This window comes from Polaromonas sp. P1_H6 (assembly GCF_056405195.1).
Window position 1 is genome coordinate 1 of record NZ_JBFUCN010000002.1, and the last position, 26,956, is coordinate 26,956.

Consider the following 26,956-nt stretch of genomic DNA (forward strand, 5'->3'; position numbering starts at 1 on the left):
CTGGCTGGGCCGAGGAGCGCAGAGACAAGCGGATCAGGGCCGGCGTTGTCTGAGCGAAGCGAGTTTAGCCGGACCCCGCTTGGCTCGAGCACCGCAGGTTGCCCCGTAGCGAAGCGCAGGGGACCCAGACTGCGGGTCGCCTTTTCTTTGGTGACTTTCTTTTGGCGAAGCAAAAGAAAGTTACTTGCCGCCGGGCAACCCCCGGCCAACAGGACTCAGAAGAGAACCCAACCGCTAGAACAACCTAGGAAGCAGCAAAAAACCGATCAGCCGCTTCCACAGTAGCCTCAATATCCCCAGCGGTATGAGCCGAGCTGACAAACCCGGCTTCATACAACGCAGGCGCGTAATAAACCCCGCTGTCCAGCATCGCATGGAAGAAGCGATTGAACGACGCCCCGTCGGTGGTCATCACCGTGGCGTAGTTCTGCGGCAATTGCCCCAGCAGGAAAAAGCCGAACATGCCGCCTTCGCTGTCGCCGCTAAACGGCACACCGGCCTTGGCTGCCGCCTGCGTGAGGCCGGCGACCAGGCTGCGGGTGCGTTCGCCCAAGGCTTCGTAAAAACCCGGTTTCGAGATCTCGCGCAGGGTGGCCAGGCCGCAGGCGGTGGCGACCGGGTTGCCGGAGAGCGTGCCGGCCTGGTAGACCGGGCCCAGGGGGGCGAGTTGTTCCATCACGGCGCGGGTGCCGCCAAAGGCCGCCAGCGGCATGCCGCCGCCAATGACCTTGCCCATGACCGTCATGTCGGGCTTGAAGCCGGGAATGCCGCGGGCATAGACGCTTTGCGCGCCGCCCAGGGCCACGCGAAAACCGGTCATGACTTCGTCGAATACCAGCAGCGCGCCGTGCTGCGTGCACAGTTCGCGGCAACGTTTCATGAAGGGCAGGCTGGCGCGCACGAAATTCATGTTGCCGGCGATGGGCTCGATCATCAGGCAGGCGATATCCTTGCCGTGCAGGGCAAAGGCTTCTTCGAGCTGGGCGATGTGGTTGTATTCGAGCACCAGGGTGTGCTGCACCACTTCGGGCGGCACGCCGGCGCTGGTCGGGTTGCCGAAGGTGGCCAGGCCGGAGCCGGCCTTGACCAGCAGGGCGTCGGCATGGCCGTGGTAGCAGCCCTCGAATTTGATGATCTTGCTGCGCCCTGTGGCGCCGCGCGCCAGGCGGATGGCGCTCATGGCCGCTTCAGTGCCGGAACTCACCAGCCGCACCATTTCGAGCGAGGGCACCAGCCGCACGATTTCTTCGGCCAGCTCGACCTCGCGTTCGGTGGGCGCGCCGTAGGAAAAGCCCTCCAGCGCGGCCTTCTGCACGGCCTCGAGCACCGCCGGGTGGCCGTGGCCCAGGATCATGGGGCCCCAGGAGCCGATGTAGTCGATGTAGCGCTTGCCGTCGGCATCCCAGAAGTAAGCGCCTTGCGCGCGCTGCACGAAGCGCGGTGTGCCGCCCACGGCCTTGAAGGCCCGGACCGGGGAATTGACCCCGCCGGGAATCAGTTTTTTGGCGCGTTCAAAGAGGGCGTCGTTGCGGGAGGCGGTCTGGGAAGCGGTCTGGGAAGCGGCGGGCGGCTTAGTGTTTGGTTGTTCCATTGGGGGGCAGGTCAAGAGAGGGTTTGGACGTCAGCTCGACGTCGTCGTTGGTGTCGCCCGCTTCTTCCCCGGCTTCGTCCTCGGGGTCGACGTCGGCCTGCGCCCAGAACAGGCGGTCCGGCACGATGTTGCCCATGCCGGGGTGAAAGCCGGCGTCCAGGCTGTGGTCCAGGAAGGTCAGGGCCTCGGCGGTGGCCGCCTGCAGGTCGTGGCCGTTGGCGAGCAGGGCGCAGAGGGCGGCGGACAGGGTGTCACCGGCGCCGGCAAAGATCGCCTCGAATCGCTCGAATCGCTCGCTGTAGAGCACCGCCTGCGGCGTGGCCAGCACGTTGTCGATGAACTGCTCGGGCATGGGGATGCCGGTGACCAGCGTATAGGGCACGCCCAGGTCGGCGGCGGCTTTGGCGATGTCGCGGGCGGTGGGATTGCGCTCGCCGGGCCAGTCGGGAAGCAACCAGCGCCACAGGCTGCTGTGGTTGCCGACCAACACCGTGGTTTGCGGCAACATCAATTCGCGAAAGGCGTCCAGGTAGCTGTCGATCTCGCTTTCTTCCCACCAGGAAAGGTTGGGCATGTAGGCGATCAGCGGGACATCGGCATAATCCGAAGCGATTTCGGCGATGGTGGAAATGTTTTCGGGGCTGCCGACGAAGCCGACCTTGATGGCCGAGACCGGCATGTCTTCGAGCGCGGAGCGGGCCTGGTCTGTTACAGCCTCTTCATCGAAGGCGAAGTGGTCGAAAATCTCGGCCGTGTCGCGTACATAGGCGCCTGTTACAACCGCCAGCGCATGCGCGCCGGCCGAGGTGATGGAGGCGATATCCGCTGTCAATCCGCCAGCTCCGCTGGGGTCGTTGGCATTGAATGTCATGACGCAGGCCGGTGATGCGTCGGTGTCCTCGATTTGGAGCTGTCGGCTGTCCAGTTGAGGTGTTTTGGGGTTTGCCATAGGCTGCGATTTTGCCTTGTACGCGAATAAGCAACGCCGCCTCGATACAATTGTTGCATTCTATTCGAAGGCAACTTAAGCTGTGACTCAATCAACGACGTGGATGTGTTTAATTTGTGGCTGGATTTATGACGAAGCTGCCGGCGCGCCCGAACATGGCATTGCACCCGGGACGCCATGGGCCCAAGTGCCCATGAACTGGACCTGCCCCGAATGCGGGGCGCGCAAGGAAGACTTTGAAATGGTTCAGATCTAAGTGCCCGGCTACCAGCCTGGACAATCGCAGACCGGCGCCAACCGCCGGCGCCTGCAACATGAGGAGCATAGGCAGTGAGCATTCCCAGTTCCGGACTGAAGGTTTTGGTCATCGATGACAGCAATACCATCCGGCGTAGCGCCGAGATATTTCTGAAGCAGGGTGGGCATGAAGTGTTGCTGGCCGAGGACGGGTTCGACGCCCTTTCCAAGGTCAACGACTACGAACCCCATCTGATTTTTTGCGACATCTTGATGCCGCGCCTCGACGGCTACCAAACCTGTGCCATTATCAAGCGCAATGTGAAGTTCTCTAACGTTCCCATTGTGATGCTGTCCTCCAAGGACGGCGTTTTCGACAAGGCGCGCGGTCGCATGGTGGGCTCGCAAGACTACCTGACCAAGCCTTTTACCAAAGATCAGCTGCTGCAGACCGTTCAGGAACTGGGCAGCGCCAAACAAGGAGTAGCGTGATGGCAATCAAGAAAATACTGGTAGTTGACGACTCCAAAACCGAATTGATGTTTCTGACCGATCTGCTGGTCAAAAATGGTTTCACGGTCAAAACTGCTGAAAATGCGGAAGATGCGTTCCGGCGCCTCGCAGAAGACAAACCCGAGCTGATCCTCATGGATGTGGTGATGCCGGGCCAGAACGGCTTCCAGCTCACGCGTGCCATCACGCGCGACCCGCTGTATTCCGATATTCCCATCATGATGTGCACCAGCAAGAACCAGGAAACTGACCGGGTCTGGGGCATGCGCCAGGGCGCCCGCGACTACATCACCAAACCGGTGGATGCGGATGAGCTGATGGCCAAGATCAAGGCCCTCGGCTGATTTACGGCGTAAAACCAAAGCATGGCGAATAGACAAGCCCTTAGAGAACTACAAACCCGGCTGGCCGACAGGTTGCAGATTGCGCGTACGCAAGGCGTTGCCGCGTCCTGGCTGGCCGTGGAAGCGGGCGGGAAAAAGTACCTGTTTCCGCTGAGCCAGTCCGGTGAAATTTTCCCCTGGGTTAGCACACAGCCTGTTCCGTACACGCAAAACTGGTTCGCCGGGGTTGCCAATTTGCGGGGCGGCCTGTTTGGCGTGGTGGATCTCGCCAGTTACGTGAGCGGCCAGGCGCCGCCTCCCAAAAATGAACTCGCGCGGACCGACTCCCGTCTCGTGGCGCTCAACAGCGCCCTGGAAGTCAACTGCGCGCTGCTGATCGACAAGCTCTCCGGGCTGCGCAACCAGGACGCGTTCAGCGATTTCTCCGAAAAAGCGCCCGACGCGCCGGATTTCTTTGGCAACCAGTATGTTGACCTCAACGGTGCAACCTGGCAGGAAATCAACCTTCAGTTGCTTGCCCAGCAAGCGCATTTTTTGACGATAGGCGCATAGCGCACACTGTTTCCCCCCGGAAGGCTCACCATGTCTGTAATTGAAAATATCCAGAAGCTGTTTAAAACCAAGTCCGTCCAGCCCGAGGACAGCATGGACATGGCTTCCGTCGGCACGCCGGATCCGCTGGCAACCGGCGCCATGGATGAAGCCTCCCTCCAGACCGCGGCAGTGCGGCGTGCGGACAGCAATGACGATGCCTTCGGGTCCAGCCGCATCGCGTCGGCAGAAGAATCGGTATCCGTCGCCAACCCCGAGCTCCTGTACCTGCCCATGCTGGGCCGCAAGACCATGGGTCAGCACCAGCGGTTTCTGGTGTTTTTCCTGGCTGTTTTCGTGATTGTTCTGGGTACGGTGACCTTCCTGGCGCTGAGCCAGGCCGACAAAATCGCTCAACAGGTGGCGGCGACCGGCCAGTCCCTGATGCAATCGCAGCGACTGGCGAAATCGGTGTCGCAGGCGCTGGTGGGCAGCGCCCAGGCTTTCCCCGACGTGCGCGAAAGCTCCGACGTGCTGGCCAAGACCGTGCGCGGCCTGAAGGCCGGCGAAGACAGCCTGCGCCTGGCACCGGTGAGCGAGGAACTGCAGCCCGATGTGGAAAAGGTGACCCCTTTCATGGAGCGCGCCGAAAAGAACGCCAAAACCGTGATGGGACAGCAGAACATTCTGACCCAGGTGGGTAACGCGCTGCGCACGATTAACCGCCAGTCTTCGGACTTGCTGGAAATCGCCGAAACCGTGTCTTCACTCAAGCTCCAGCAAAATGCGGCGCCGGCGGAAATTTCCGCCTCCGGCCAGCTGGTGATGTTGACCCAGCGTATCGGTAAATCCGCCAACGAATTCCTGACCATGGAAGGCGTGAGCCCCGAGGCCGTGTTCCTGCTGGGCAAGGACTTGAACTCCTTCAAGGAAATCGCCCAGGGCCTGCAGGAAGGCAGCCCCGAGCTGCGCCTGGCCGGCTCCAAGGACCCACAAACCCGTGAGCGCCTGGAGGCGCTGATGGCACTCTACGAACAGACCCGCGTGCAGGCCGGCGCCATTCTGGGCAACTTGCAGGGCCTGGTGTCCGCCCGTGAAGCGCAATCCTCCATCATTGCCGACAGCGAACCGCTTCGCCGCGGCCTGGAAGATTTGCAGGGTAAGCTGTCCTCGCAAACCGGTCTGAGCGTGGTTTCGCTGGGTATTCTGGCGGGCGCCGCCGCGCTTGCGCTGCTCTGCGCGGGTGGCCTGGCCCGTCTGCAGGTGCTGGACAGCCAGCAGCGCCAGGCGGTTGCGGAAACCCAGCGCCAGGAAGCGAAGGGCCAGGAACAGGACGCCAAGCGCGTCAACGACGCTAACCAGGCCGCCATTTTGCGTTTGATGAATGAGTTGCAGACAGTGGCTGAAGGCGATCTGACGCAGGAAGCGACCGTGACCGAGGACATTACCGGCGCTATTGCCGACTCGGTGAACTACACGGTGGAAGAGTTGCGCCAGCTGGTGGGTAACGTGCAAAACACGGCTACACGGGTTGCGCAAACGACGGCCCAGGTGGAAAGCACCTCCACCGAACTGCTGGCGGCGTCCACCGAGCAGCTGCGCGAGATTCGCGAAACCGGCCAGTCCGTGCTCGACATGGCGTCCCGAATCAATGAGGTGTCCACGCAGGCGCAGGAATCTTCCCAGGTGGCGCGCCAATCGCTGACCGCCGCCGAATCCGGCCTTCAGGCCGTGCAGAACGCCATCGGCGGTATGAATTCCATCCGTGACCAGATCCAGGAAACCTCGAAACGGATCAAGCGGCTGGGCGAATCGTCCCAGGAGATTGGTGAAATTACCGAGCTGATCTCGGACATTACCGAACAGACCAACGTGCTGGCGCTGAACGCGGCCATCCAGGCGGCGTCAGCCGGTGAAGCCGGGCGAGGCTTCTCGGTGGTTGCGGAAGAGGTGCAGCGACTGGCTGAACGTTCCGCCGATGCGACGCGCCAGATTTCGGCCCTGGTGAAAGCCATTCAGACCGACACGCAGGATGCCGTGGCCGCTATGGAACGCTCCACGCAGGGTGTGGTGGAAGGGGCCAAACTGTCCGATAACGCGGGTACCGCGCTGACCGAGATTGACCAGGTGTCACGACGCCTCGCTGACCTGATTGAGCAGATTTCCAACTCCGCCTCACGCGAAGCCGCTTCGGCCAACGTGGTGGCCGGCAACATCCAGCACATTTTCGCGGTGACGGAGCAAACCGGAGAAGGTACCCGTTCCACGGCGCAGCAGGTGCGCGATCTTTCCCGCATGGCTGAAGAGCTTCGCCAGTCGGTGTCCCGATTCAAGATCGCCTGATGCCAGTTTGCCCGTCGTGCGCTGACCGCCGCCTTAGCCTCTGACACCGATTCCTGAACCGGCCCGCCATTTATGCAATCCAACGTCCCGAACTCAACCGCTGCCGAGCTCGATCTTGCGGTCAACGATCTAGGCCCCCTCGCATGGGTGCTTGACGAGCTTCGCAAGTCGCTGGACGGCGCTGCCAAGGCGCTCAAGCGTTTCGTGCGGGACGCGGAAGCCGCCCGTGGTTCCGATCTCACTGCCATCGATGCCAGCCAGCTGCGGATTGCCCGCCAGCAACTGCACCAGGCCGTGGGCGCGCTCGAAATGGTCGGCCTGGCCGGCCCCGCACTGGTGCTGCGCGCGATGGAAGCCGCAGTGCAGAAGTTTGTGCAGCAGCCCGAGCAATGCAACCAGGACGCCGCCGGCAAGATTGAACGGGCCAGCTTTGCCCTGACCGAATACCTCGAAGGCGTGCTGGCCGACAAACGCGTTTCGGCCGTGTCCCTGTTTCCCCAGTACCGCGACGTGCAGGAACTGGTGCGCGCCGACCGCATCCATCCCGCCGACCTGTGGCCTTTCGAATGGCGCTGGCTGGAGCCCGAACTCCCGGCCACGGCCGAACCGCGCAACTACGATGACAGCGCGCGCGCTGTGCTGGACCAGTCGGTGCTGCAGGTCATGAAGGGCAAAGCGCCGCAGGCCGCTAAAAACCTCAAGGAACTCAGCCTTGGATTTGCCGCACGGCAGGCCGATCGCCAGCCCCGTATCTTCTGGAAAATAGCCGCGGCCTACTTTGAAGCGGTCGCCAATGAACTGCTCGGCTCGGACCTGTATGTCAAGCGCGCCGCTTCCCGCATCCTGATGCAGTACGCGTCGCTGGCCAAAGGCGACACGGGTGTGTCGGACCGCCTGGCGCAGGACCTGCTGTTTTTCTGCTCGCAGGCGGTTTCCGCGCGCGCCAGTGACACGCCGGTGCTGTCGGCCGTGCGCTCGGCCTACGGCCTGAACCGCTTCAAGCCCGTCGATTACGAACTCGTCCAGTTCGGGCGTTTTGACCCGGCCCTGCTGGCGCAGGCTCGCAAGCGCATCACCTCGGCCAAGGAAACCTGGTCGTCGCTGTCCGCTGGGGACGCCAACAAATTCAAGACGGTCAGCGACCAGTTCAGCCTGGTGACCGATTCCCTGCTCAAGCTCCATCCGCCCAGCGAGCCGCTGGCGCAGGCCCTGAGCCGGGCCGTGGAAACCACGGTGCGCTCGGGTCATGCCCCCGGCATTGAACTGGCGATGGAAGTGGCCACGTCGGTGTTGTACCTGGAAGCCGCGTTTGACGACCTGGACCCTAACGACCCGCAACTGGCGGTGCGCACGGCCAACCTCGCCGAGCGCCTGGAAGGCGTCAGGGCCGGCGGGCAACCCCAGCCGCTGGAAGGCTGGATGGAAGAGCTGTACCGCCGCGTCAGCGACAAGCAGACCATGGGCAGCGTGGTGGGCGAGTTGCGCATCTCGCTGGGCGAGCTTGAAAAATCGCTGGATGTGTTTTTCCGCAATCCGCAGGACAAGGTGACGCTGCAAGCCGTTCCCGGGCAGCTCTCGCAGATGCGCGGCGTGCTGTCCGTGCTGGGGTTGGACCAGGCCTCCCACGCGGTGCTGCGCATGCGCGACAGCGTCGAGCAGATGCTGGTCACCGAAGTCGACGAGCAGCAGGCGCGCGCCGCGGGCACGTTCGAACACCTGGGCAACAACCTGGGTGCCCTGAGCTTCCTGATCGACATGCTGAACTACCAGCCTGCGCTGGCGAAGAAGCTCTTTGTCTACGACGACGAAAAAGGCGAGCTCCGGCCGCTGATGGGGCGCGCGCAGAACGCGGCGAGCGCCGCTTCGGCCGTTACCGTCAACAGCGACATGCTGTCCCAGGAAGTCATTTCCGTGGTGCAGGATGCCGGCCAGGGCGAAACCGACGCCAACCTCACCATCAAGCTCGATGCCCTGGCGACCCATGCGGCGCTGGCCGAACAGCCGGCTTTGGCCCAAACCGCGCGCGACGCCGCCGTTGCCGTGTCCGCAAGCGATGCCGACGCCGCCGCAACCGCAATGACGACGCTGGCGTTCACCGTGGCGCCGGCACCGGCCGCGCCTGCAAGCCCGGCCGCGTCCGACGACTTTGAAGAAGACGACCTGCGCGACATCTTCCTGGAGGAAGCGCGCGAAGTGATCGGCAACGGCCAGGAAGCCCTGGCCGCGCTGGCCTCGGATCCAGGCGACATTTCGCAGCTCACCGTCCTGCGGCGCGCTTTTCACACCCTCAAAGGCAGCTCGCGCATGGTCGGGCTCAACGAGTTTGGTGAAGCCGCCTGGTCGCTGGAGCAGATGCTCAACACCTGGCTGGCCGACCAGAAGCCCACTACCGACGAATTCAGGGCCTTGTCCTCCGAAGCCATGAGTGGTTTCGCCGACTGGATCGCGGACATCGCCGCGAACCAGGACGGCGCCTGGGCGGCGTCCACCTTCCGCGCCAGCGCCGATGCGATGCGCACCGAAGGTCGCTACAGCCCGCTGGTCCCGGCCGCCAAAGCCGCCGCCGCTCCTGCCCCCGTGGCCGTTTCCGACGCTGCGCCCGCCGCGGAGCCGGCTGCGGCCGAGGCATTCTCGCTGCCCGAATTTGAACTGGACGCCGGTACGTCCGCAGCCGCGAGCGCAGCACCCGACCCAGCGCAGGCGCCCGCGACCGACCTGGACTTTGACCTGGTATTTGACGACCTGGACGCCGCCGCGCCAGCCAAGCCCGCTGAGCCGGTGATTGCGCCCGCGGCCGAGATCGCCGGCATCGACTTCGACAGCCTGTCGGCGATTTCCGCGGACGCCGGTGTTCCTGCGGCCGCCGATACCGGCCCTGCGCTGGAACTGGACACGGCCGAAGCCATCGAGCTGTCCGACGCGGACTTCGACAAGCATTTCCATGCCGAAGCGGCCGAACCGGTGACAACCGGCCTGGCCGTCGACACTGACCTGAATTTCGATTTTCCTGCACCTGCACAGCCGCTCGCAGCGGCACAGGCCCCCGCTTTCGACGAACCCGCTCCCGTCCAGGAGCTGGATGCACTGGATCGCGTGGAAGCGACCGACAGCGCCATGTCCGCAGACGGCAGCGGCGATGAGCAGGTCAAGGTCATAGGTACTTTGCGCATCGGCATCCCGCTCTACAACGTCTACCTGAACGAGGCCGATGAATGGTCGCGCAGGCTGGTGACGGAAGTGAGCGAATGGTCGCTGGAGCGTAACCAGCCGGTCAGCGACTCCACCGTGGCCCTGGCGCATTCCCTGGCCGGCAGCTCCGCCACGGTCGGTTTCGACGCGCTGTCCGAAATGGCCCGCGCACTCGAGCAGGCACTGCAGCAATCCCGCGCGCATCACCGCAACGGCGCCGCCAAGTACGGCCAGATCTTTGTAGATGCGGCGGAAGATATACGCCGCCTGCTGCACCAGTTCGCCGCGGGCTTCCTCAAGGAGCCGGATGCCGGCGTGCTTGACCGCTTGCGGCAACTTGATTTCTCCGACTCGGTCCTGCCGCCCGGCACCGATTTTTCCGACTACGATTTCGCGCCCGAAGAGCCGGTCCTGGAGTCCGCTCCCTTGCCTGAGCCCGAACCGGAATTTGACCCGGTGCTCATGCAGGCCGTCGAGGAAACCCCCCTCATCGAAGTGCCCGTACCCGCCCCCGCACCTGTGCAGGCCGCGCCCGTGCCGCCGCCCGCCGCGTTTGTCGCGCCGCCGATGGCTGTCGCGCCGCCGGTGCGGCTGGTCACGCCGGCTGCGCCCGTCACGCAGAATTTCGGCGACGAAGAGGACGAGGAAATCGATGCGGTCGACGCGATCGACCCCGACCTGTTCCCGATTTTTGAAGAAGAAGGCGCCGAACTGATGCCCCAACTGGGCGGCGCGCTCCGGCAGTGGTCCTCGCGGCCCGACAACCAGGGCGCGCGCATGGAGGTGCTGCGTGCGCTCCATACGCTCAAGGGCAGCGCCCGGCTCGCCGGCGCCCTGCGCCTCGGCGAAATGGCGCACAGGATCGAATCCGAAATTGAGTTTCTCGGCTCCGATGCCGCGGCTTCGGCTGAGTTCGAACCGCTGATCAACCGTTTTGACGCGATGGAAGCGGCGTTTGAAGCGCTGCGCAACGCCGATGCGGCGGCTGCCGCCGCGCCCGTGGTGCTGGCGCCCCTTGCCGCTGCCGATCCTGAACCGGTCTCCGCGACTGTCGAAGCTGCCGCCACGCCCGGCGCTACTGAAACAGCGGTGGAAAGCCCCGCGCCTGCCGCTGCTGCGGCAGCCGGCTCGCGCAAACTCTCGGTGCCGGCACCGCAGACCATGGCCATGCAGCCCTTGCGGCAAGCAGCCAATGCCTCGATACGCGTGCGTTCCCAGTTGCTGGACCGCATGGTCAACCAGGCCGGTGAGGTCATGATCACGCGCTCGCGCCTGGAAGCCGAGCTCAGCCAGCTGCGCGGTTCGCTGAACGACATGAGCGGTAACTTGAACCGCTTGCGCCAACAGTTGCGCGACATCGAACTGCAGGCCGAAACCCAGATGCAATCGCGCCTCGCGCAGGCCAAAGAAGCCCAGGCCGGCTTCGACCCGCTCGAGTTCGACCGTTTCACTCGCGTGCAGGAACTGACGCGCATGATGGCTGAATCCGTGAATGACGTGGCGACCGTGCAGCGCACCTTGCAGCGCACGGTGGAAGCGACGGAAGACGACTTGATCGCCCAGGCACGCCAGACCCGCGAACTGCAGCGCGACCTGCTGCGCACGCGCATGGTGGAGTTTGAAGGCATTTCCGAACGCCTGTACCGCGTGGTGCGCCAGGCTTCCAAGGAAACCGGCAAACAGGTGAAGCTGGACCTGCTGGGCGGCACCATCGAGATGGACCGCGGCATGCTGGACCGCATGACCCCCGCCTTCGAACACCTGCTGCGCAACTGCGTAGCCCACGGCATTGAAAGCACCGAGACCCGCACCAACGCGGGCAAGGACCCGGTCGGCCTGATCACCGTCCACCTGCGCCAGGAAGGCAACGACGTTTCGGTCGATTTCAGCGATGACGGCGCCGGCCTGGACCTGCGCCGCATCCGCGAAAAAGCCGTCAGCCTCGGCATGATCGCGCCGGACCAGGCCCTGGAAGACAGCGACGCCGCCAACCTGATTTTCATGCCCGGTTTCTCCACCGCCGCCCAGGTGACCGAACTGGCCGGCCGCGGCATCGGCATGGATGTGGTCCGCTCCGAGGTCAACTCGCTGGGCGGCCGGATTGAAACTTCCACCGTGACAGGCAAAGGCACCCACTTCAAGCTGGTGCTGCCGCTGACCACGGCCGTGACGCAGGTGGTGATGATCCGCGCCGGCAACCTCTCGGTGGGCGTGCCCGCCAACGTGGTTGAAACCGTGCGCCGCGCGTCCGCCAAGGAACTGCAGCAGGCCTACAACACCGGCACGATGGAGATCGCCGGCGAATCCATGCCTTTCTTCTGGTCGGGCGCCCTGCTGCAAGCTTCGCACCACAGCGGCGAAGTCCAGGGCAAGACCACGCCTGTCGTGATTTTCCGAAGCGCCGCGCAGCGCATTGCCCTGCACGTCGATGAAGTTCTGGGCAACCAGGAAGTTGTGGTGAAGAATCTCGGGCCGCAGCTGTCGCGCCTGCCGGGCCTCGCCGGCATGTCCGTGCTGGCATCCGGCGCCGTTGTACTGATCTACAACCCGGTCGCGCTGGCTTCGGTGTACGGCCAGCAAGCCCGTGCCTGGAGCACCGACCGCGCCGAACCGCATGTGCTCGAAGGAGCCGGCGCCACGGCGGCAGGCGGCGCCGCGAAAGCGCCGGCCTTGATACCTTCCGCCCCGCAGATCCCGCTGATTCTGGTGGTCGATGATTCCATCACGGTGCGCCGCGTCACGCAGCGCCTGCTGCAACGCGAAGGCTACCGCGTCTCCATGGCGGCCGACGGTCTGCAGGCCCTTGAGCGCCTGCAGGAAGAGCGGCCCGCCGTGGTGCTGTCGGACATCGAAATGCCGCGCATGGACGGCTTCGACCTGGCGCGCAATATCCGCGCCGACGTGCGCTTGAACAACCTGCCCATCATCATGATTACCTCGCGCATCGCTGAAAAGCACCGCGAACATGCCAAGGAACTCGGCGTTGACCACTACCTGGGCAAGCCGTTCTCCGAAGAAGAGCTGATGAGCCTGGTGCGGCACTACTGCGCCGCCGAGACCGCGATCTCCGCCTGAGCTTCGGGCGGATTCACGCAGGCCGCCCCCCGCGCGGGGGCGGCTGTCTCAGGCCTTTGTTTTCACCACCGCATAGCGCTGCAGCGTCAGCGCACGGGCTTCGTCGTGCTGCACGATGGGCAAGGGGTAGTCCTGGCCGAGCACCACGCCCGCGGCGGCCAGTTCCAGCGGCCTGGCCAGCCAGGGGCTGTGGATGGCAGTGGCGGGCAGCTTTGCCAGCGCCGGCACGTACCGGCGGATGAAACTGCCGTCCGCATCGAACTTTTCGCCCTGGCTGACCGGATTGAAGATCCGGAAGTAGGGTTGCGCATCGCAGCCGGTGCTTGCCGCCCATTGCCAGCCGCCGTTGTTGGCTGACAGGTCGAAATCATTGAGATTTTCGGCAAAGTAGCGTTCGCCCCTGCGCCAGTCGATGCCCAGGTCTTTCACCAGGAAGCTCGCCGTCACCATGCGCAGACGGTTGTGCATATAGCCGGTCTGGTTGATCTGCGCCATCGCGGCGTCGACCAGCGGGTAGCCTGTGCGGCCTTCGCACCAGGCCTGGAACAGCCTGTTGGCCTTGTCGCCGCTTTCCCAGGCGATCGCATCGTACTCAGGCTTGAACGCGCTGTGCGCGGCGTGCGGGAAGTTGCCCAGGATCTGCGCGTAAAAATCCCGCCAGATCAATTCACTGAGCCAGGTCGCGGCGCCTTCGCTGTCACGGTGCTCCGGGCTCAGCGCCGCGGCGGCCAGACGGCGGATCGACACCGTGCCGAAGCGCAGGTGCACGCCCAGGTAGCTGGGCCCCTTGACGGCGGGGAAGTCGCGCGCCGACTTGTAGTTCGCCATACGGCCTTTGAACTCCTCAAAAAGCCGGTCGGCACCTTCGCTGCCGGTGGGTATCTTCAGCGCCGACAGATTGGTTTTCTCAAACCCGAGTTCGGCCAGCGAGCGAATGGCGCGCTTTTCATCGGGCACGGCCGCCAGTGCTGCCGCGTAACGCGCTACCGGGTAAGGCTTGAGGTAAAAATCGTCCACCTTTTTGAGCCAGGCATTCTTGTAAGGCGTGAACACCGTGTAGGGCTTGCCCGCCAGCGTCAATACCTCCTGGCGCTCGAAGATCACGTGGTCCTTGAAGCTGTGGAAGGCCACACCCCGGCCTTCCAGCGCGGCCTGCACGGCGGCGTCGCGCGCGAGGGATTGGGGCTCATCGTCATGGTTGGCGAACACCGCGTCAACGGACAGCTCCGCAGCCATCCGGGGCACGGCCTCGCCGGCATGGCCATGCACCATGATGAGGCCCGCATGCGGCTTGCCATTCGCTGCGCCCAGCCGCTGCAGCTGGCCGCCCAGGCTCAGCACGGATTCGTGTATGAATTCCACACGGCGGTCGGCCCGGGGCAGGGTGTCCAGGATGTCCCGGTCGAACACGAAGACACAAAACACCTGCTTACAAGCCTTGAGCGCGTGGTGCAGCGCGGCGTTGTCCTGGGCCCGCAGGTCGCGCCTGAACCACATCAGGCCGGCCCGGTATTTCTTTTGCATGGTGGGATGGTAGCGAAAGGCCCGCATGCCGTGACCCAGACCTCCCAGTGCGCGTAAAATCCCGGCATGGCCACGGATTCCGCATCGATCAACCTCACGCATCACTTCCTCATCGCCATGCCGGGGATGGACGACGAAGCTTTCGCCAAAAGCGTGGTCTATATGTGCGAACACAGCGACCGCGGCGCGCTGGGGCTGGTCATCAACAAGCCCAGCGACATCAGCCTCAAGAACCTGTTCGATAAAGTCGAGCTGCCCCTGCGCCGCGATGACTTGACGCAAGCCCCGGTGTTCCAGGGCGGCCCGGTGCAGACCGAGCGCGGTTTTGTACTCCACGAATCCATGATGCCCGGCAACGAATCGGTCTATGCCTCGACCATGACGATTCCCGGCGGCCTCGAAATGACCACCTCCAAAGACGTGCTGGAAGCCCTCTCTACGGGCGCCGGCCCGCGCCGGGTGTTCGTCTCGCTCGGCTACTCCGCCTGGGGCGAAGGCCAGCTCGAATCGGAAATCTCCGACAACAGCTGGCTCACCGTTGCCGCCGACGTCGGCGTGATCTTCGACACGCCGGTCGAGCAGCGCTACGACAAGGCGCTGATGCTGCTGGGCCTCCAAAGCTGGATGCTCTCTCCCGAGGCCGGCCACGCATGAGCCTCGCGGCCATGCCTTCTTCCCCGGCCGCCGGCCTCCAAACCTTTCTGGCTTTCGACTTCGGTCTCAGGCGCACCGGCGTGGCCACCGGCAATGTGCTGACACGCACCGCCTCGCCGCAAGCCACCATTGCCGCCGAAGGCAGCGACGCCCGCCTCAAGGCCGTCGAAGCACGCATCAAGGAATGGCAACCCGATGCGCTGGTGGTCGGCATCCCTTTTCATCCCGACGGCGCCAGCCACGACAATACCCTGCGCGCGCAGAAGTTCGCCCGCCAGCTTCGCGGCCGCTTCGGCCTGCAGGTCTTCGAAGTCGATGAGCGCTACAGCACCACCGAGGCCCTGGCCGGCGGCGCGCTCGACGCCGACGCCGCCTCGGCTTGCATCATCCTCGAGCAGTTTTTAAGGAGTCTTCCATGAGCAGCCTGACATTGGACGCGGAGGCGCTGTACAGCGACCTGCTGCGCGGCATGCGCCAGCAGCTGGCGTCCTATCCCCAGCCGCCCATGCTGGTCGGCGTGGCCTCGGGCGGCGCCTGGCTGGCGCAGCGCCTGCAAAAAGACCTGGGCCTGGCCGGTGAGGCCGGCATTTTGTCGTCCTCCATGCACCGCGACGATTTTTCGCAGCGCGGCCTGGCCTCCAGCGGGCAAACCCTGCTGCCCTTCGACGTCAACGGCGCCCACCTGGTCGTGGTCGACGACGTGCTCTACACCGGCCGCACCATACGCGCGGTGCTCAATGAGCTGTTCGACTACGGTCGGCCCGCCAGCGTCAAGCTGGTAGTGCTGGTGGACCGCGGCGGGCGCGAGTTGCCGGTGCAGCCCGATCTCGCCGTGGCGCGGGTGGCGCTGCCGGCCTCGCAGTCGCTGGAACTGGCACGCGCCGAAGACGGCCGGTTCAGCTTCCAGGTGCAGGACCACCAGGCCTGAGCCCAAGACCCAAGAGCAGACCCAAGAACACAACGAGACCCACAAGAGAACAAGAGGAGTCCACACCGTGCTGTACCGACGAAACCCGCAACTCAACAAGAACGGCGAGCTGATCCACCTGCTGTCCATCGAAGGCCTGCCCAAGGCCACGCTGACGCAAATCCTCGACACCGCCGCCAACTTCGTCAGCGTCAACAACCGCGAAGTCAAAAAAGTCCCGCTGCTGCGCGGCAAGAGCGTTTTCAACCTGTTCTTTGAAAACTCCACGCGCACCCGCACCACCTTCGAGATCGCCGCGACGCGCCTGTCGGCCGACGTCATCAACCTGGACATCGCGCGCTCTTCGGCCTCCAAGGGCGAGTCGCTGCTGGACACCATCGCCAACCTGAGCGCCATGGCGGCCGACCTGTTTGTGGTGCGCCACAGCGAATCGGGCGCGCCCTACCTGATCGCCCAGCACGTGGCCCCGCACGTGCACGTGATCAACGCCGGCGACGGCCGCCACGCGCATCCCACGCAGGGCCTGCTGGACATGTACACCATACGGCACTACAAAAAGGACTTCAGCAATCTCACGGTCGCCATCGTCGGCGACGTGCTGCATTCGCGCGTGGCGCGCTCCGACATCCACGCGCTGACCACGCTGGGCTGCCCCGAGGTGCGCGTGGTCGGCCCCAAGACCCTGGTGCCGGCCGACATGGCGCAGATGGGCGTGCGCGTCTGCAACACGCTCGAAGAAGGCATCAAGGACGCCGACGTGATCATCATGCTGCGCCTGCAGAACGAGCGCATGTCGGGTGCGCTGCTGCCCAGCAGCCAGGAGTTCTTCAAGAGCTTCGGCCTGACCACCGAGAAGCTGCAATTGGCCAAGCCCGACGCCATCGTGATGCACCCCGGGCCCATCAACCGCGGCGTCGAGATCGACTCGGCGGTGGTCGACGGCACGCAGAGCGTGATCCTTCCGCAGGTCACCTTCGGCATCGCGGTCCGCATGGCCGTCATGAGCATAGTTGCAGGGAACGAAGCATGAAGATACTCATCAAAAACGGCCGCGTCATCGACCCCGGCTCCAACTTCGACGAAACCTGCGACGTTGCCATCGCGGCCGGCCGCATCGTCTCGCTCAAAAACACACCCGCCGATTTCGCGCCCAACAAGACCATTGACGCCACGGGCTGCATCGTTGCGCCCGGCCTTATCGACCTGTCGGCCCGGTTGCGCGAGCCCGGTCATGAACACGAAGGCATGCTTGAAAGCGAACTGGCCGCGGCTGTCGCAGGCGGCGTGACCAGCCTGGTCTGCCCGCCCGACACTGACCCGGTGCTCGACGAGCCCGGCCTGGTGGAGATGCTCAAGTTCCGCGCCGAAAAACTGCACCAGTCGCGCGTGTTCCCGCTGGGCGCGCTGACCCGCGCCCTGAAGGGCGAGACGCTGACCGAGATGGTCGAGCTGACAGAGGCGGGCTGTGTCGGTTTCAGCCAGGCCGAGGTGCCGTTGGCCAATACCCAGGTCATGATGCGCGCGCTGCAATATGCCTCGACCTTCGGCTACACCGTGTGGCTGCGGCCGCAGGAGCTGTACCTGGGCCAGGGTGTGGCCGCCAGCGGTGCGCTGGCCACGCGCCTGGGCCTGAGCGGCGTTTCCGTCGCGGCCGAAACCATCGCGCTGCACACGATTTTTGAACTGGTGCGTGCCACCGGCGCGCGCGTGCACCTGTGCCGCGTCAGCAGCGCCGCGGGCGTGGCGCTGGTCGCCAGGGCCAAGGCCGAGGGCCTGGCTGTGAGCTGCGACGTCAGCATCAACAGCCTGCACCTGACCGACGTGGACATCGGCTATTTCGACAGCCGCATGCGCCTGGACCCGCCGCTGCGCCAGCAGCGCGACCGCGACGCCATACGCCAGGGCCTGGCCGACGGCACCATCGACGCGTTGGTGTCCGACCACACCCCGGTCGACGAGGATGCCAAGACCTTGCCTTTCGCCGAGGCCGAGCCGGGCGCCACGGGGCTGGAACTGCTGCTGGGCCTGGCCTGCAAGTGGGGCAGCGACAGCGGCGCCGGGCTGGTCCGCGCGCTGGCGGTGCTGACCAGCGAGCCCGCGCGCGTGCTGGGCGATGCACTGGGCACGCTGCAAAGCAGTTCGGGCCGGCTGGTCAAGGGCGGCGTGGCGGATCTTTGCGTGTTCGACCCGAAGAGCGAATGGACCGTCGAGCCGGCCGCGCTGCGCAGCCAGGGCAAGCACACGCCGTTTTCGGGCCACCAGATGCCGGTGCGCGTGCGCTGGACCGTGGTGGGCGGGCAGCTCGCCTATGAAGCTTCGCACTGAGGCGCACGCAAACCCATGAGATGGCTTCGTTTCTGCTGGACGCTGCTGCGCGCCACCGTGCACGCGGTGCAGGGTTTCTGGACGATCAAAACACTGTTCCCCAAGCTGGAGCAGGCCGACCAGGAGGCGCGCGTGCAGGTATGGGCCGGGGCCATGCTGCGCATCGTCGGCATCGAGCTGGTCGTCAAGGGCACACCGCCCGCCGGCGGCCCCATGCTGCTGGTGGCCAACCACATCTCGTGGCTGGACATCCTGGTGATGCACGCCTCGCGCCACTGCCGTTTTGTCTCCAAGGCGGACGTGCGGGACTGGCCTTTCGTGCGAACGCTGTCCGACGGCGCCGGCTCGCTGTACATCGAGCGTGAATCGCGGCGCGACGCGCACCGGGTGGTCACGCAGATGGCCGAGCGCCTGCAGGCCGGTGACATCCTGGCGGTGTTTCCCGAAGGCACGACGGGCGACGGCATCACCCTCAAGCATTTCCATGCCAACCTGATCCAGGCGGCCATCGAGGCATCGGTGCCGGTGCAGCCGGTGGCGCTGAAGTTCGTTGACGCGGTCAGCGGCGCCACCAGCTTCGCGCCCAGCTATGTCGATGACGAGACCCTGGCCGGTTCGATCTGGCGCACGCTCACGGCGCCGCCGCTCAAGGCGGTGGTGGTTTTCGGTGAGCCGCAGCAGCCCCAGGGGCAGACGCGGCGGGTGTGGGCGCAGACGCTGCGCGAAGATATCGAAGCGCTGCGGCAAAAAGCTTAGAGGCTCTCAGATACTTTCTTCACGCGGGAAGGTCACGACGTGGTCGACCTCGGCGCGTATGCCTATCCACTCGCCCAGCGCGTGGTTGTGGTGTGAAGGCACATGCGCCATCACCGTCTCGCCCGTCTGCAGTTTGAGCGTGTACAAAAACTCCGACCCTCGAAAGGCCTTGCGCTGGATCTGCGCTTTGACCGGGGCGTTGTCGTCATGCACGATGTCATCGGCCCGCAGCAGCACGTCGCACAGGCCGCCGGCATAGGCGCCCGGCAAGGGGCATTCCAGCATGTCCGTGAGGTCGCCGAGCGCGGTGTGCACCACCACCTCGTCGCCGAGCTGCTCGATATGGGCTTGCGCGAACACGCCATGGCCGATGAAGTCGGCCACAAAGCGCGTGGCGGGTCGGTGGTACAGCGCGTAAGCCTCGTCCCACTGGTGCAGGCGGCCCTGGTGCATCACGCCGATGCGGTCGCCGATGGCGAAGGCCTCGAGCTGGTCGTGCGTGACGAACAGGGCGGTCGCCCCGGCGGCCTTGAGGATGCCGCGCACCTCGTGCGCCAGGCGTTCGCGCAGGTCCACGTCAAGATTGGAAAAGGGCTCGTCCAGCAGCAGCAGGCGCGGCTGCGGCGCGAGCGCCCGCGCCAGCGCCACGCGCTGCTGCTGGCCGCCCGAGAGCTCATGCGGGAAACGTTTGTGCACGTTGCCCAGGCCGACGAGTTCCAGCACCTCGCCGACGCGTTGCTGCCGCTGGGCGGCGGGCAGGTGCGTGAGGCCGAAAGCGACGTTGTGGGCGGCGTCGAGATGGGGAAACAGCGCGTAATCCTGGAACACCATGCCGATGCGGCGGGATTCGGCCGGAATATGGACGGCGGCGCTGCTGACGAGCTCCCGGGCCAGCGTGATGCTGCCGGCATTGGCACGCTCCAGGCCGGCGACGGCCCGCAGCAGGGTGGTCTTGCCGCAGCCCGAAGGCCCGATCAGGACCCCGATCTCCCCCGCCTGGAGGCTGAAGGACACGCCGTCGACCGCGGGTTTGGAACGGCCGGCATAGTGCACGCCCAGCTGGGAGATATCCAGAAACATGGGCTCGATTGTAGGGCCCTGGATGCTTACAATTCTCATTTGCAGTGACCGCTGCAACACCACGGCACGCGCAGCGAGGGGAGGGCCTCTTTCTGCAGAGGCCTTTTTCCGGGTCTACATGCTGCGCCGCCTGATTTCCACAGTTCCTTCCGCCGTGCTCTTTTTGTTGGTGGGCCTGCTCACCTTGCCGGTCGTCGCCGTGGCGCTGTCCTGGCTGCAGTTCGACGCCCAGGCGCAGTCCATCCTGCTGCAGATGCTGCAGACGGTGCTGCCCGACTACACCGCCACCTCCCTGCTGCTGTGCGTCAGCGTGGCCTTCGGCGTAGCGGTGGTGGGCATGGCGACCGCCAGCGCGGTGACCTTGTTCGAGTTTCCGGGCCGCCGGGTATTTGAATGGGCGCTGCTGTTGCCGCTGGCCATGCCGGCCTATGTCCTGGCCTATGCGTACACCGACTTCCTGCAGTACGCCGGCCCGCTGCAGAGCTGGCTGCGTTCGTCTTTCGGCCTGCAGGGGCGGCTGCTGCCCGAGGTGCGCAGCCTGGGCGGCGCGGTGCTGGTGTTCACCGTCGCGCTTTACCCTTATGTTTATTTGCTCGCCCGCACGGCCTTGTCAGAGCGCGCCGTTCACCTGATGGAGGCAGCCCGGCTGCTGGGCGCGCCGCTGTCGCGCCGCATACGCGGTGTGGCGCTGCCGCTGGCGCGCCCGGCCGTGGCCGCCGGTGTCGCCTTGGCATTGATGGAGACGCTGGCCGACTTCGGTGTCTCCAGCTACTTCGGCATCCAGACCTTCACCGCCGGCATTTACAAAGCCTGGCTGTCCATGGACAACCGCATCGCCGCCGCCCAGCTGGCCACCGTGCTGCTGTTTTTTGTCGCGCTGCTGCTGTGGATTGAACACGGCGCGCAAAAGCGCATGCGCTTCGCCACCGGACGCGGCGCGCGCGCCGGCGCGCAGGACGCGGCGCCGGTGCAGCTGCGCGGCGCGCGCGCTTTGTCAGCCTGGCTGGTGTGTGCCGTGCCGATCGCGCTGGGTTTTGTGCTGCCGGTGCTGTTCATGCTGCGCCCGCTGGTGCTGGGCTGGGACAATCTGCTGTGGGACAAATTCTTCGGCTGGGCCTTGAACAGCGTCTGGCTGGCAGGCCTGAGCGCGCTGCTGGCCACCGGCCTGGCACTGGGCCTGGCCTTCGCGGTGCGCCGCAAGCCCCGGCTGCTGACCCGGGCTGCGGTGCAGCTGGCCAGCCTGGGTTATGCGGTGCCGGGCGCAGTCATCGTGGTCGGCCTGCTGCTGCCCGTGGGCTGGCTGCAGGCGGCCGCGCCGCAAACCGGCGCGGGTTACTGGGTCACGGCGACGGTGCTGGGCATTGTCTGGGCCTACCTGGTGCGCTTCAGCGCCGTGGCCCTGCAAAGCCTGCAAAGCGGCTATTCCCGCATCCCCGCCAGCTTTGACGACAGTGCGCGCATGCTGGGCACGCCCGGCCTGGGCATACTCGCGCGCGTGCACTGGCCGCTGCTCAAGCGATCCGTCGCGGCGGCCGGCCTGCTGGTGTTTGTCGACGTCATGAAAGAGCTGCCCGCCACGCTGGTGCTGCGGCCCTTCAACAGCGACACTCTGGCGGTCGTCACCTACCAGCTGGCGCGCGACGAACGCCTCGGCGAGGCCGCCCTGCCGGCGTTGGCCCTGGTGCTGGTCGGCCTGCTGCCGGTGGCTTTGCTGAGCCGCACCCTGCGCTCCAGGTAACGCGCAGTCCTCAGGCCTTTGCCTTGATGTAGCGGTATTCCTGCGTCAGCCCGCCGAAGCCGTAAGCCTCAGCGCGCACGTCGTGCACGTAGATGTAGCTTTCATCGTGCACATTGCCCAGCAACTTGCTGAAAGCGGCAAAGGCCTCGGCCACGTACCGCGCTTTCTCGTCCTTGGTGTTGGTGCCGTCCACCACCTTGATGTCGAAATAAAAACTGTTCTTGCCCTGGCTGGCCAGCGTGCTGCCGCCCACGATCCAGTGTTCGGGCGGCACGAAGTCGATCGCGATGGCGGTCAGTTCGCGTTTTTTGCGCAGGATGCGCGTGGTCAGCTCCAGCAGGGTTTCGGCGATGGCGTTCGTCAGTTGGGGGCTGGCGGGCTGGCTGACTTTGACATTGAGGATGGGCATGTGATTTCTCCGGTGGGTTGAAATTAATAGTTAGCTATGCAACTATATGGGTAAAAAAAAGGACATGAAAAAGCGTTTCGCGCGCTTCATTTCAGCGCGGAAGACACGCTCCTGACACGGGCTACGGTTTCATCGAAGTTCTCCTTTCCGATCTGTTGCTGGATGCGGCGTGTCACGTCGCCGCTGGCTTTGTTGATGCCGGCATGCAGGGCCTCGGCCTCGGCGGTGGGAAACACGGCCCAGTGGCGGCCGTCGGATTCCAGGCTCCTGCGTTCAACCAGTCCCAGTGCTTGCAGGCCGTCGAGCAGCCGCGTGGCGGTGGGGCGCGAGATCGTCAGCTCGTCGGCGATCTCGTGCTGCGGCATGCCGGGCTGCTTGAGCACCAGCCGCAGCATGAAGCCCTGCGAGGGCGTGACGCCGAAGGGCTTGAACGCCAGCGTCCACTCCTTGTCGACCAGGCGGGCCAGCGCGGTGGTATTGAAATAAAGGCAGTGGTCAAACATGGATGCACTGTAGCAGAAATTAATTAGCTATGCAACTAGTTGGAAAAACCTCATTGCCAACGGGCTGTAAGCATGAGCCTACGCCCATCGAATACGCGGGCCTACGGCGCGCGGATGGCTTCCGCCGTATGGTGAATTCATGTCCATTGTCCGTGAGCATCTTGCTTGCGGCCACTGGGCGGATTACCTTTTTTTTTGAGGAGAACACCATGAACCACGACCGCATGGAAGGCAATTGGCGCCAGTTCAAGGGCAAGGTCAAGGAGCAGTGGGGCAAGCTCACCGACGACGACCTTGACGTGATCGCCGGCAAGCGCGAACAGCTGCTCGGCAAGATCCAGGAGCGCCACGGCATCAGCAAGGAAGAGGCAGAAAAGCAGGTTGCCGTGTGGAAAGACCGCAACCCGACGGACTTCTTCGAACGGTATTGAACCGCCTCCCCTTCACCGCAACGACTCTGACGAGCACAAATAAATTCACACCATCCCAAAGGAGTTATCCATGAAAACCAAATTGCTGATGCTGACCGCCGTGATGTCCTGCGCTTTTGCCGGCAACGCCATGGCAATGACCAAGGAAGAGTACAAGACCCAGGAAGACCGCATCTCGGCCGACTACAAGGCCAGCCGCGACAAATGCGGCACCCTGAAGGACAACGCCAAGGACATCTGCGTCTCGGAAGCCAAGGGCGTTGAAAAAGTCGCCAAGGCCGAACTCGAAGCCCAGTACAAACCCGGCCCGCGCAACACCGAGAAAGTGGCTTTTGCCAAAGCCGACGCTGCCTACGACACCGCCAAGGAAAAGTGCGATGACCAGAAGGGCAACGCCAAGGATGTCTGTGTGAAGGAGGCCAAGGCCGCCCATGTCAAGGCCAAGGAAGACGCCAAGGTCACCAAGACCGCCGCCGATACCAGCAAGGACAAGACCGACAAGGTCGCCGAAGCCAAAAAAGACGCCAGCTCGGAAAAACGTGAAGCCGATTACAAGGCCGCCAAGGAGCGTTGCGATGCGCTGACCGGTGCCGCCAAAGACGGCTGCCAGAACGACGCCAAGGCCAAATACGGCATGAAGTAATGTAAGGCCACGCCAGCGGCACTCAACGGGGTCACGGACCTCTCGAAATCCCGGCCATGCACCTGCATGCCGGGATTTCTCACATCCGGCACCGTCTTTCCCAAGGACGGCACTGGGGCAAGGCAGCCGGCCCCGGCGGCTCTTCCGGAGGCGCTCCTAAAATAGGCACTGCGCGGCAGCCGTACTGACCGCCCGCTTAATAACAAAGGTCCGCATGCTTGTTCAGGATGGTTTGCCCGCGCGCGAGCGCACGCGTGCGTTGCTGGTCATCATTCTGGGCATCGTCATGGCGGTGCTCGACGGCACCATCGTCAACCTCGCGCTGCCCGACATCACGCGCGAACTCAATGCCACCGCCGCGCAGTCCATCTGGGTCATCAACGCCTACCAGGTCGCCACGCTGGCGCTGTTGCTGCCGCTGGCCTCGCTGGGCGATATCGTCGGCTACCGCCGCGTCTACCTGGTCGGCCTGTCGGTCTTCACACTGGCTTCTGCGACCTGCGCGATGGCCGATTCGCTGACCACGCTGGCGCTGGCCCGTGTGCTGCAGGGCCTGGGCGCGGCCGGCCTGATGAGCGTCAATACGGCGCTGGTGCGCCTCATCTACCCCAAGCACCTGCTGGGCCGCGGCATTGCCATCAACTCGCTGGTGGTGGCCACGGCCTCGGTGGCCGGGCCGTCGATCGCGGCAGCCATCCTCTCCGTGGCCTCCTGGCCCTGGCTGTTCGCGCTCAACGTGCCTTTCGGCCTGCTGTCGGTATGGCTGGGCCGGAAGGCCTTGCCCGACAACCACGCCAAGGCCCCGGGCCGGCTGTCAGCGATCGACGTGACGCTTAACGCGCTGATGTTCGGCCTGGTGTTCCTGGGCGTCGACGGCCTGGGCGTGCGCATTGAAACCGTGCCCGGCGGCCAGGCTGCCGGCTCGCTTTGGCTGCCGCTGGCGGAACTCGCGGCGGGCATCGCCGTCGGCGTGGTGTATGTGCGGCGCCAGCTGGCCCAGCCGCTGCCGCTGTTCCCGCTGGACTTGCTGCGCATCCCCGTCTTCGCGCTGTCCATGGGTACGTCCATAGGCGCTTTCTGCGCGCAGACCCTGGCCTATGTGAGCCTGCCTTTCCTGCTGCTGGGCAACTACGGCTTCACCCACCTGCAGGCCGGTTTGCTGCTGACGGCCTGGCCGCTGGCCATTGTGGTGACTTCGCCCATGGTGGGACGGCTGATAGGGCGTTATTCCGGTGGTGTGCTGGGCGGTATCGGCATGGCGCTGCTCTGTCTGGGCCTGGCTTTGCTGGCGTTGCTGCCGCCGCATCCGTCCCAGCTCGACATCGTCTGGCGCATGGCGTTGTGCGGCATAGGCTACGGCCTGTTCCAGTCACCCAACAACCACACCATCATCACCTCGGCGCCACCGCACCGCAGCGGCGGCGCCAGCGGCATGCTGGGCACGGCGCGGCTGACCGGCCAGACTCTGGGCGCGGTCTTGCTCGCGATGATCTTTGCGATGTTCGACCCGCAGGGCGGGCATGGTTCTTTTGTCGCGCTGTGGCTGGCGGCCGGCTTTGCGGCGCTGGCGGGTGTCTGCAGCGTACTGCGGATGCGCCAGTCCTAGGCGCGGGCGACAGCCGCGGCTTGCTGAATGCTTTGCAAGGTGACACGGCCCAGCGGCTTGCCCTCCGCATCCACAATTGCGGCCTCATTCGCGCCGGCGTCCAGCATGGCCGACAGCGCGTCGCGCAGCGGCGTCGCAGCCGGCAGGCGCGGCGCATTGGCGGCGGGCGTGCCGCTTTCCACATAGGGCCCTGCCGTCAGCAGGGCCAGCCGTTTGAGCGAACGGTCGCCACCCACAAAGGCTTCGACGAAGGCATCCGCCGGGTGCGCAAGTATGCGTTCGGGCGTGTCGTACTGCACCACCTTGCCATTGCGCAGGATTGCGATGCGCGAGCCCATACGAATCGCCTCGTCGATGTCGTGGGTGACGAACACAATGGTCTTGCCGAGCTCGCGCAGGATGCGCAGGAATTCGTCCTGCAGGCGAGCCCGTGTGATCGGGTCTATGGCGCCGAAAGGTTCGTCCATCAGCATCACCGGCGGGTCCGCCGCCAGCGCGCGCGCCACGCCCACGCGCTGCTTCTGCCCGCCCGAGAGTTCGCGCGGAAAGCGGTTGCGGTAGATCGACGGGTCCATGTGGACCAGCGCCAGCAGTTCATCCACACGTTTGGCGATGCGCGCCGAATCCCAGCCCAGCATTTTGGGCACGGTGGCCACGTTCTCGGCCAGGGTCATGTGCGGAAACAGGCCCACCTGCTGGATCACGTAGCCGATGGAGCGGCGCAATTCGACCGCATCCATCTTGGTGACGTCGCGCCCACCCACTTCGATGCGCCCCGAATCAGGCTCGACCATGCGGTTGATCATGCGCATGGTGGTGGTCTTGCCGCAACCCGAGGGGCCGATCAGCACGCAGATCTCGCCCGTGTTGACGGTCAGCGACAAGCCGTCGACGGCCGACTGGGCACTGCCGCCGAAGGACTTGGTGAGGCGGTCGAGTGTGATCATGCGCGAAGCCCTTGGGGAGTCATGCGGCGCTGCAGCGCGCCAAAAAGAAAGTCGGTGCCCAGCGCCAGCAGCGCCACCGGGATGGCGCCCACCAGCAGTTGGGGCACGGCCATCATCGCGATACCCGCGGTGATGAAGTCGCCCAGCCCGCCGCCGCCAATAAAGGCGGCCAGCACGGCGCCCGAAATGATCTGCACCGCGGCGGTGCGCAGGCCCGCGAAGATGACCGGCATGGCCATGGGCAATTCCACCTGCCACAGCAGCGCGGCGCGCGTCATGCCCATGCCGATGGCGGCATCCACCGCGTCGGCATCCACTCCACGCATGCCGACGATGGTGTGCGTCACGATGGGCGGTAGCGCGATCAGCGTGAGAGCAAAGAGGGCGGGGGTAAAACCGGTGCCCAAAATCGGCATCACCAGCGCCAGCACGGCCAGCGAGGGCAGGGTGCGCCCGACATTGGCGACATTGACGACGGCCAGTGAAAGGCCACTTCTGCGCGCGACGGCAATGCCGGCCGGAACGCAGATCAGCGCGGCGATGAGCAGCGCCGATGCCGAAAGCGCGACGTGCACGCCCAGCGCGCGGTAAAACTGCGCGGGGTGGGCAAGGACATAGTTCCAGGCGTCGGCAAGCATCA

24 protein-coding genes are annotated in these 26,956 nt (G+C 64.9%); 16 read left to right on the forward strand and 8 right to left on the reverse strand.

The features are described from left to right. Positions 1–244: 244 nt before the first annotated feature. Together hemL and thiD are read right to left on the reverse strand one after the other, a co-directional pair. Positions 245–1,591: a glutamate-1-semialdehyde 2,1-aminomutase gene (gene hemL / locus AC1D1F_RS02370; protein WP_477695985.1), complete on the reverse strand. Its 1,347-nt coding sequence runs from the start codon at positions 1,589–1,591 to the stop codon at positions 245–247. Next, the gene (gene thiD, locus AC1D1F_RS02375) at positions 1,572–2,540 is read right to left on the reverse strand and encodes a bifunctional hydroxymethylpyrimidine kinase/phosphomethylpyrimidine kinase (RefSeq protein WP_477700647.1); all 969 of its coding nucleotides are present in this window, start codon (positions 2,538–2,540) and stop codon (positions 1,572–1,574) included. The genes hemL and thiD overlap by 20 nt, the downstream gene beginning before the upstream one ends. Positions 2,541–2,622: 82 nt before the next feature. Here thiD and AC1D1F_RS02380 point away from each other — a divergent pair, with 82 nt between their 5' ends. The 6 genes from AC1D1F_RS02380 (at position 2,623) to AC1D1F_RS02405 (ending at position 12,772) form a co-directional block, all read left to right on the forward strand. Next, positions 2,623–2,796 (forward strand): rubredoxin, encoded by a 174-nt coding sequence (locus AC1D1F_RS02380; RefSeq protein ID WP_074576308.1) that lies wholly within the window; start codon positions 2,623–2,625, stop codon positions 2,794–2,796. A 74-nt stretch (positions 2,797–2,870) separates the two neighbouring features. Beyond that, the gene (locus AC1D1F_RS02385; protein ID WP_477695983.1) at positions 2,871–3,269 is read left to right on the forward strand and encodes a response regulator; all 399 of its coding nucleotides are present in this window, start codon (positions 2,871–2,873) and stop codon (positions 3,267–3,269) included. After that, a complete protein-coding gene (locus AC1D1F_RS02390; RefSeq protein WP_007864987.1) occupies positions 3,269–3,634 on the forward strand; it encodes a response regulator transcription factor in 366 nt (121 codons plus the stop codon). The genes AC1D1F_RS02385 and AC1D1F_RS02390 overlap by 1 nt, the downstream gene beginning before the upstream one ends. Positions 3,635–3,655: 21 nt before the next feature. Beyond that, complete coding sequence (locus tag AC1D1F_RS02395; RefSeq protein ID WP_436156479.1) at positions 3,656–4,186, forward strand: chemotaxis protein CheW; 531 nt, start codon at positions 3,656–3,658, stop codon at positions 4,184–4,186. Between the two features lie 30 nt (positions 4,187–4,216). Continuing rightward, positions 4,217–6,508, forward strand: coding sequence for a methyl-accepting chemotaxis protein (locus tag AC1D1F_RS02400; protein ID WP_477695982.1), 2,292 nt, complete (start codon positions 4,217–4,219; stop codon positions 6,506–6,508). A gap of 72 nt (positions 6,509–6,580) precedes the next feature. Then, positions 6,581–12,772, forward strand: a complete 6,192-nt coding sequence (locus AC1D1F_RS02405; protein WP_477700648.1) for a hybrid sensor histidine kinase/response regulator — start codon at positions 6,581–6,583, stop codon at positions 12,770–12,772. A gap of 48 nt (positions 12,773–12,820) precedes the next feature. On the opposite strand, the gene AC1D1F_RS02410 is transcribed toward AC1D1F_RS02405, so the two are convergent. Then, positions 12,821–14,296, reverse strand: coding sequence for a cryptochrome/photolyase family protein (locus AC1D1F_RS02410; protein ID WP_477674801.1), 1,476 nt, complete (start codon positions 14,294–14,296; stop codon positions 12,821–12,823). Between the two features lie 66 nt (positions 14,297–14,362). Between AC1D1F_RS02410 and AC1D1F_RS02415 the strand changes: the two genes are divergently transcribed. The 6 genes from AC1D1F_RS02415 to AC1D1F_RS02440 all read left to right on the forward strand — a co-directional run bounded on the left by AC1D1F_RS02415 (position 14,363) and on the right by AC1D1F_RS02440 (position 18,959). Beyond that, the gene (locus tag AC1D1F_RS02415; protein WP_477674802.1) at positions 14,363–14,950 is read left to right on the forward strand and encodes a YqgE/AlgH family protein; all 588 of its coding nucleotides are present in this window, start codon (positions 14,363–14,365) and stop codon (positions 14,948–14,950) included. Beyond that, a complete protein-coding gene (gene ruvX, locus AC1D1F_RS02420; RefSeq protein ID WP_477674803.1) occupies positions 14,947–15,369 on the forward strand; it encodes a Holliday junction resolvase RuvX in 423 nt (140 codons plus the stop codon). The genes AC1D1F_RS02415 and ruvX overlap by 4 nt, the downstream gene beginning before the upstream one ends. Then, a complete protein-coding gene (gene pyrR, locus AC1D1F_RS02425) occupies positions 15,366–15,878 on the forward strand; it encodes a bifunctional pyr operon transcriptional regulator/uracil phosphoribosyltransferase PyrR (RefSeq protein WP_477674804.1) in 513 nt (170 codons plus the stop codon). The genes ruvX and pyrR overlap by 4 nt, the downstream gene beginning before the upstream one ends. Before the next feature lie 67 nt (positions 15,879–15,945). Beyond that, the gene (locus AC1D1F_RS02430; protein WP_477695980.1) at positions 15,946–16,908 is read left to right on the forward strand and encodes an aspartate carbamoyltransferase catalytic subunit; all 963 of its coding nucleotides are present in this window, start codon (positions 15,946–15,948) and stop codon (positions 16,906–16,908) included. Beyond that, positions 16,905–18,203, forward strand: coding sequence for a dihydroorotase (locus AC1D1F_RS02435; protein ID WP_477695979.1), 1,299 nt, complete (start codon positions 16,905–16,907; stop codon positions 18,201–18,203). Before AC1D1F_RS02430 ends, AC1D1F_RS02435 begins: the two co-directional genes overlap by 4 nt. 15 nt (positions 18,204–18,218) lie before the next feature. Continuing rightward, on the forward strand, positions 18,219–18,959 hold the full coding sequence (locus AC1D1F_RS02440) for a lysophospholipid acyltransferase family protein (protein WP_477674807.1): 741 nt from the start codon (positions 18,219–18,221) through the stop codon (positions 18,957–18,959). Between the two features lie 6 nt (positions 18,960–18,965). On the opposite strand, the gene AC1D1F_RS02445 is transcribed toward AC1D1F_RS02440, so the two are convergent. Beyond that, positions 18,966–20,039, reverse strand: coding sequence for an ABC transporter ATP-binding protein (locus AC1D1F_RS02445; protein WP_477674808.1), 1,074 nt, complete (start codon positions 20,037–20,039; stop codon positions 18,966–18,968). A 118-nt stretch (positions 20,040–20,157) separates the two neighbouring features. On the opposite strand from AC1D1F_RS02445, the gene AC1D1F_RS02450 reads away from it, so the two are divergent. After that, positions 20,158–21,777 carry an ABC transporter permease gene (locus AC1D1F_RS02450; protein WP_477674809.1) on the forward strand — a complete coding sequence of 540 codons (1,620 nt, stop codon included), beginning with the start codon at positions 20,158–20,160 and terminating at the stop codon, positions 21,775–21,777. Between the two features lie 10 nt (positions 21,778–21,787). On the opposite strand, the gene AC1D1F_RS02455 is transcribed toward AC1D1F_RS02450, so the two are convergent. Together AC1D1F_RS02455 and AC1D1F_RS02460 are read right to left on the reverse strand one after the other, a co-directional pair. Beyond that, complete coding sequence (locus AC1D1F_RS02455) at positions 21,788–22,186, reverse strand: tautomerase family protein (protein ID WP_477674810.1); 399 nt, start codon at positions 22,184–22,186, stop codon at positions 21,788–21,790. A gap of 86 nt (positions 22,187–22,272) precedes the next feature. Beyond that, positions 22,273–22,689, reverse strand: a complete 417-nt coding sequence (locus AC1D1F_RS02460; protein WP_477674811.1) for a MarR family winged helix-turn-helix transcriptional regulator — start codon at positions 22,687–22,689, stop codon at positions 22,273–22,275. A gap of 209 nt (positions 22,690–22,898) precedes the next feature. Here AC1D1F_RS02460 and AC1D1F_RS02465 point away from each other — a divergent pair, with 209 nt between their 5' ends. The 3 genes from AC1D1F_RS02465 to AC1D1F_RS02475 all read left to right on the forward strand — a co-directional run bounded on the left by AC1D1F_RS02465 (position 22,899) and on the right by AC1D1F_RS02475 (position 25,369). Further along, the gene (locus AC1D1F_RS02465; protein WP_436156492.1) at positions 22,899–23,120 is read left to right on the forward strand and encodes a CsbD family protein; all 222 of its coding nucleotides are present in this window, start codon (positions 22,899–22,901) and stop codon (positions 23,118–23,120) included. Positions 23,121–23,190: 70 nt separating this feature from the next. Next, on the forward strand, positions 23,191–23,763 hold the full coding sequence (locus tag AC1D1F_RS02470) for a hypothetical protein (protein ID WP_477674812.1): 573 nt from the start codon (positions 23,191–23,193) through the stop codon (positions 23,761–23,763). A 214-nt stretch (positions 23,764–23,977) separates the two neighbouring features. Further along, on the forward strand, positions 23,978–25,369 hold the full coding sequence (locus AC1D1F_RS02475) for an MFS transporter (RefSeq protein ID WP_477674813.1): 1,392 nt from the start codon (positions 23,978–23,980) through the stop codon (positions 25,367–25,369). Here AC1D1F_RS02475 and AC1D1F_RS02480 read toward each other — a convergent pair. After that, the gene (locus AC1D1F_RS02480) at positions 25,366–26,316 is read right to left on the reverse strand and encodes an ABC transporter ATP-binding protein (RefSeq protein WP_477674814.1); all 951 of its coding nucleotides are present in this window, start codon (positions 26,314–26,316) and stop codon (positions 25,366–25,368) included. The two genes, AC1D1F_RS02475 and AC1D1F_RS02480, sit on opposite strands and share 4 nt — an antisense overlap. Then, on the reverse strand, positions 26,313–26,954 hold the full coding sequence (locus AC1D1F_RS02485) for an ABC transporter permease (protein WP_477674815.1): 642 nt from the start codon (positions 26,952–26,954) through the stop codon (positions 26,313–26,315). The genes AC1D1F_RS02480 and AC1D1F_RS02485 overlap by 4 nt, the downstream gene beginning before the upstream one ends. Positions 26,955–26,956: the final 2 nt, after the last annotated feature.

Excerpts from the sequence above, each read along its gene's own strand:
- hemL (WP_477695985.1), bottom strand. The coding sequence starts at position 1,591 with ATGGAACAACCAAACACTAAGCCGCCCGCCGCTTCCCAGACCGCTTCC.
- thiD (WP_477700647.1), bottom strand. The coding sequence starts at position 2,540 with ATGGCAAACCCCAAAACACCTCAACTGGACAGCCGACAGCTCCAAATC.
- AC1D1F_RS02390 (WP_007864987.1), top strand. The coding sequence starts at position 3,269 with ATGGCAATCAAGAAAATACTGGTAGTTGACGACTCCAAAACCGAATTG.
- AC1D1F_RS02395 (WP_436156479.1), top strand. The coding sequence starts at position 3,656 with ATGGCGAATAGACAAGCCCTTAGAGAACTACAAACCCGGCTGGCCGAC.
- AC1D1F_RS02400 (WP_477695982.1), top strand. The coding sequence starts at position 4,217 with ATGTCTGTAATTGAAAATATCCAGAAGCTGTTTAAAACCAAGTCCGTC.
- AC1D1F_RS02405 (WP_477700648.1), top strand. The coding sequence starts at position 6,581 with ATGCAATCCAACGTCCCGAACTCAACCGCTGCCGAGCTCGATCTTGCG.
- AC1D1F_RS02410 (WP_477674801.1), bottom strand. The coding sequence starts at position 14,296 with ATGCAAAAGAAATACCGGGCCGGCCTGATGTGGTTCAGGCGCGACCTG.
- AC1D1F_RS02415 (WP_477674802.1), top strand. The coding sequence starts at position 14,363 with ATGGCCACGGATTCCGCATCGATCAACCTCACGCATCACTTCCTCATC.
- ruvX (WP_477674803.1), top strand. The coding sequence starts at position 14,947 with ATGAGCCTCGCGGCCATGCCTTCTTCCCCGGCCGCCGGCCTCCAAACC.
- pyrR (WP_477674804.1), top strand. The coding sequence starts at position 15,366 with ATGAGCAGCCTGACATTGGACGCGGAGGCGCTGTACAGCGACCTGCTG.
- AC1D1F_RS02435 (WP_477695979.1), top strand. The coding sequence starts at position 16,905 with ATGAAGATACTCATCAAAAACGGCCGCGTCATCGACCCCGGCTCCAAC.
- AC1D1F_RS02440 (WP_477674807.1), top strand. The coding sequence starts at position 18,219 with ATGAGATGGCTTCGTTTCTGCTGGACGCTGCTGCGCGCCACCGTGCAC.
- AC1D1F_RS02445 (WP_477674808.1), bottom strand. The coding sequence starts at position 20,039 with ATGTTTCTGGATATCTCCCAGCTGGGCGTGCACTATGCCGGCCGTTCC.
- AC1D1F_RS02450 (WP_477674809.1), top strand. The coding sequence starts at position 20,158 with ATGCTGCGCCGCCTGATTTCCACAGTTCCTTCCGCCGTGCTCTTTTTG.
- AC1D1F_RS02455 (WP_477674810.1), bottom strand. The coding sequence starts at position 22,186 with ATGCCCATCCTCAATGTCAAAGTCAGCCAGCCCGCCAGCCCCCAACTG.
- AC1D1F_RS02460 (WP_477674811.1), bottom strand. The coding sequence starts at position 22,689 with ATGTTTGACCACTGCCTTTATTTCAATACCACCGCGCTGGCCCGCCTG.
- AC1D1F_RS02465 (WP_436156492.1), top strand. The coding sequence starts at position 22,899 with ATGAACCACGACCGCATGGAAGGCAATTGGCGCCAGTTCAAGGGCAAG.
- AC1D1F_RS02470 (WP_477674812.1), top strand. The coding sequence starts at position 23,191 with ATGAAAACCAAATTGCTGATGCTGACCGCCGTGATGTCCTGCGCTTTT.
- AC1D1F_RS02475 (WP_477674813.1), top strand. The coding sequence starts at position 23,978 with ATGCTTGTTCAGGATGGTTTGCCCGCGCGCGAGCGCACGCGTGCGTTG.
- AC1D1F_RS02480 (WP_477674814.1), bottom strand. The coding sequence starts at position 26,316 with ATGATCACACTCGACCGCCTCACCAAGTCCTTCGGCGGCAGTGCCCAG.
- AC1D1F_RS02485 (WP_477674815.1), bottom strand. The coding sequence starts at position 26,954 with ATGCTTGCCGACGCCTGGAACTATGTCCTTGCCCACCCCGCGCAGTTT.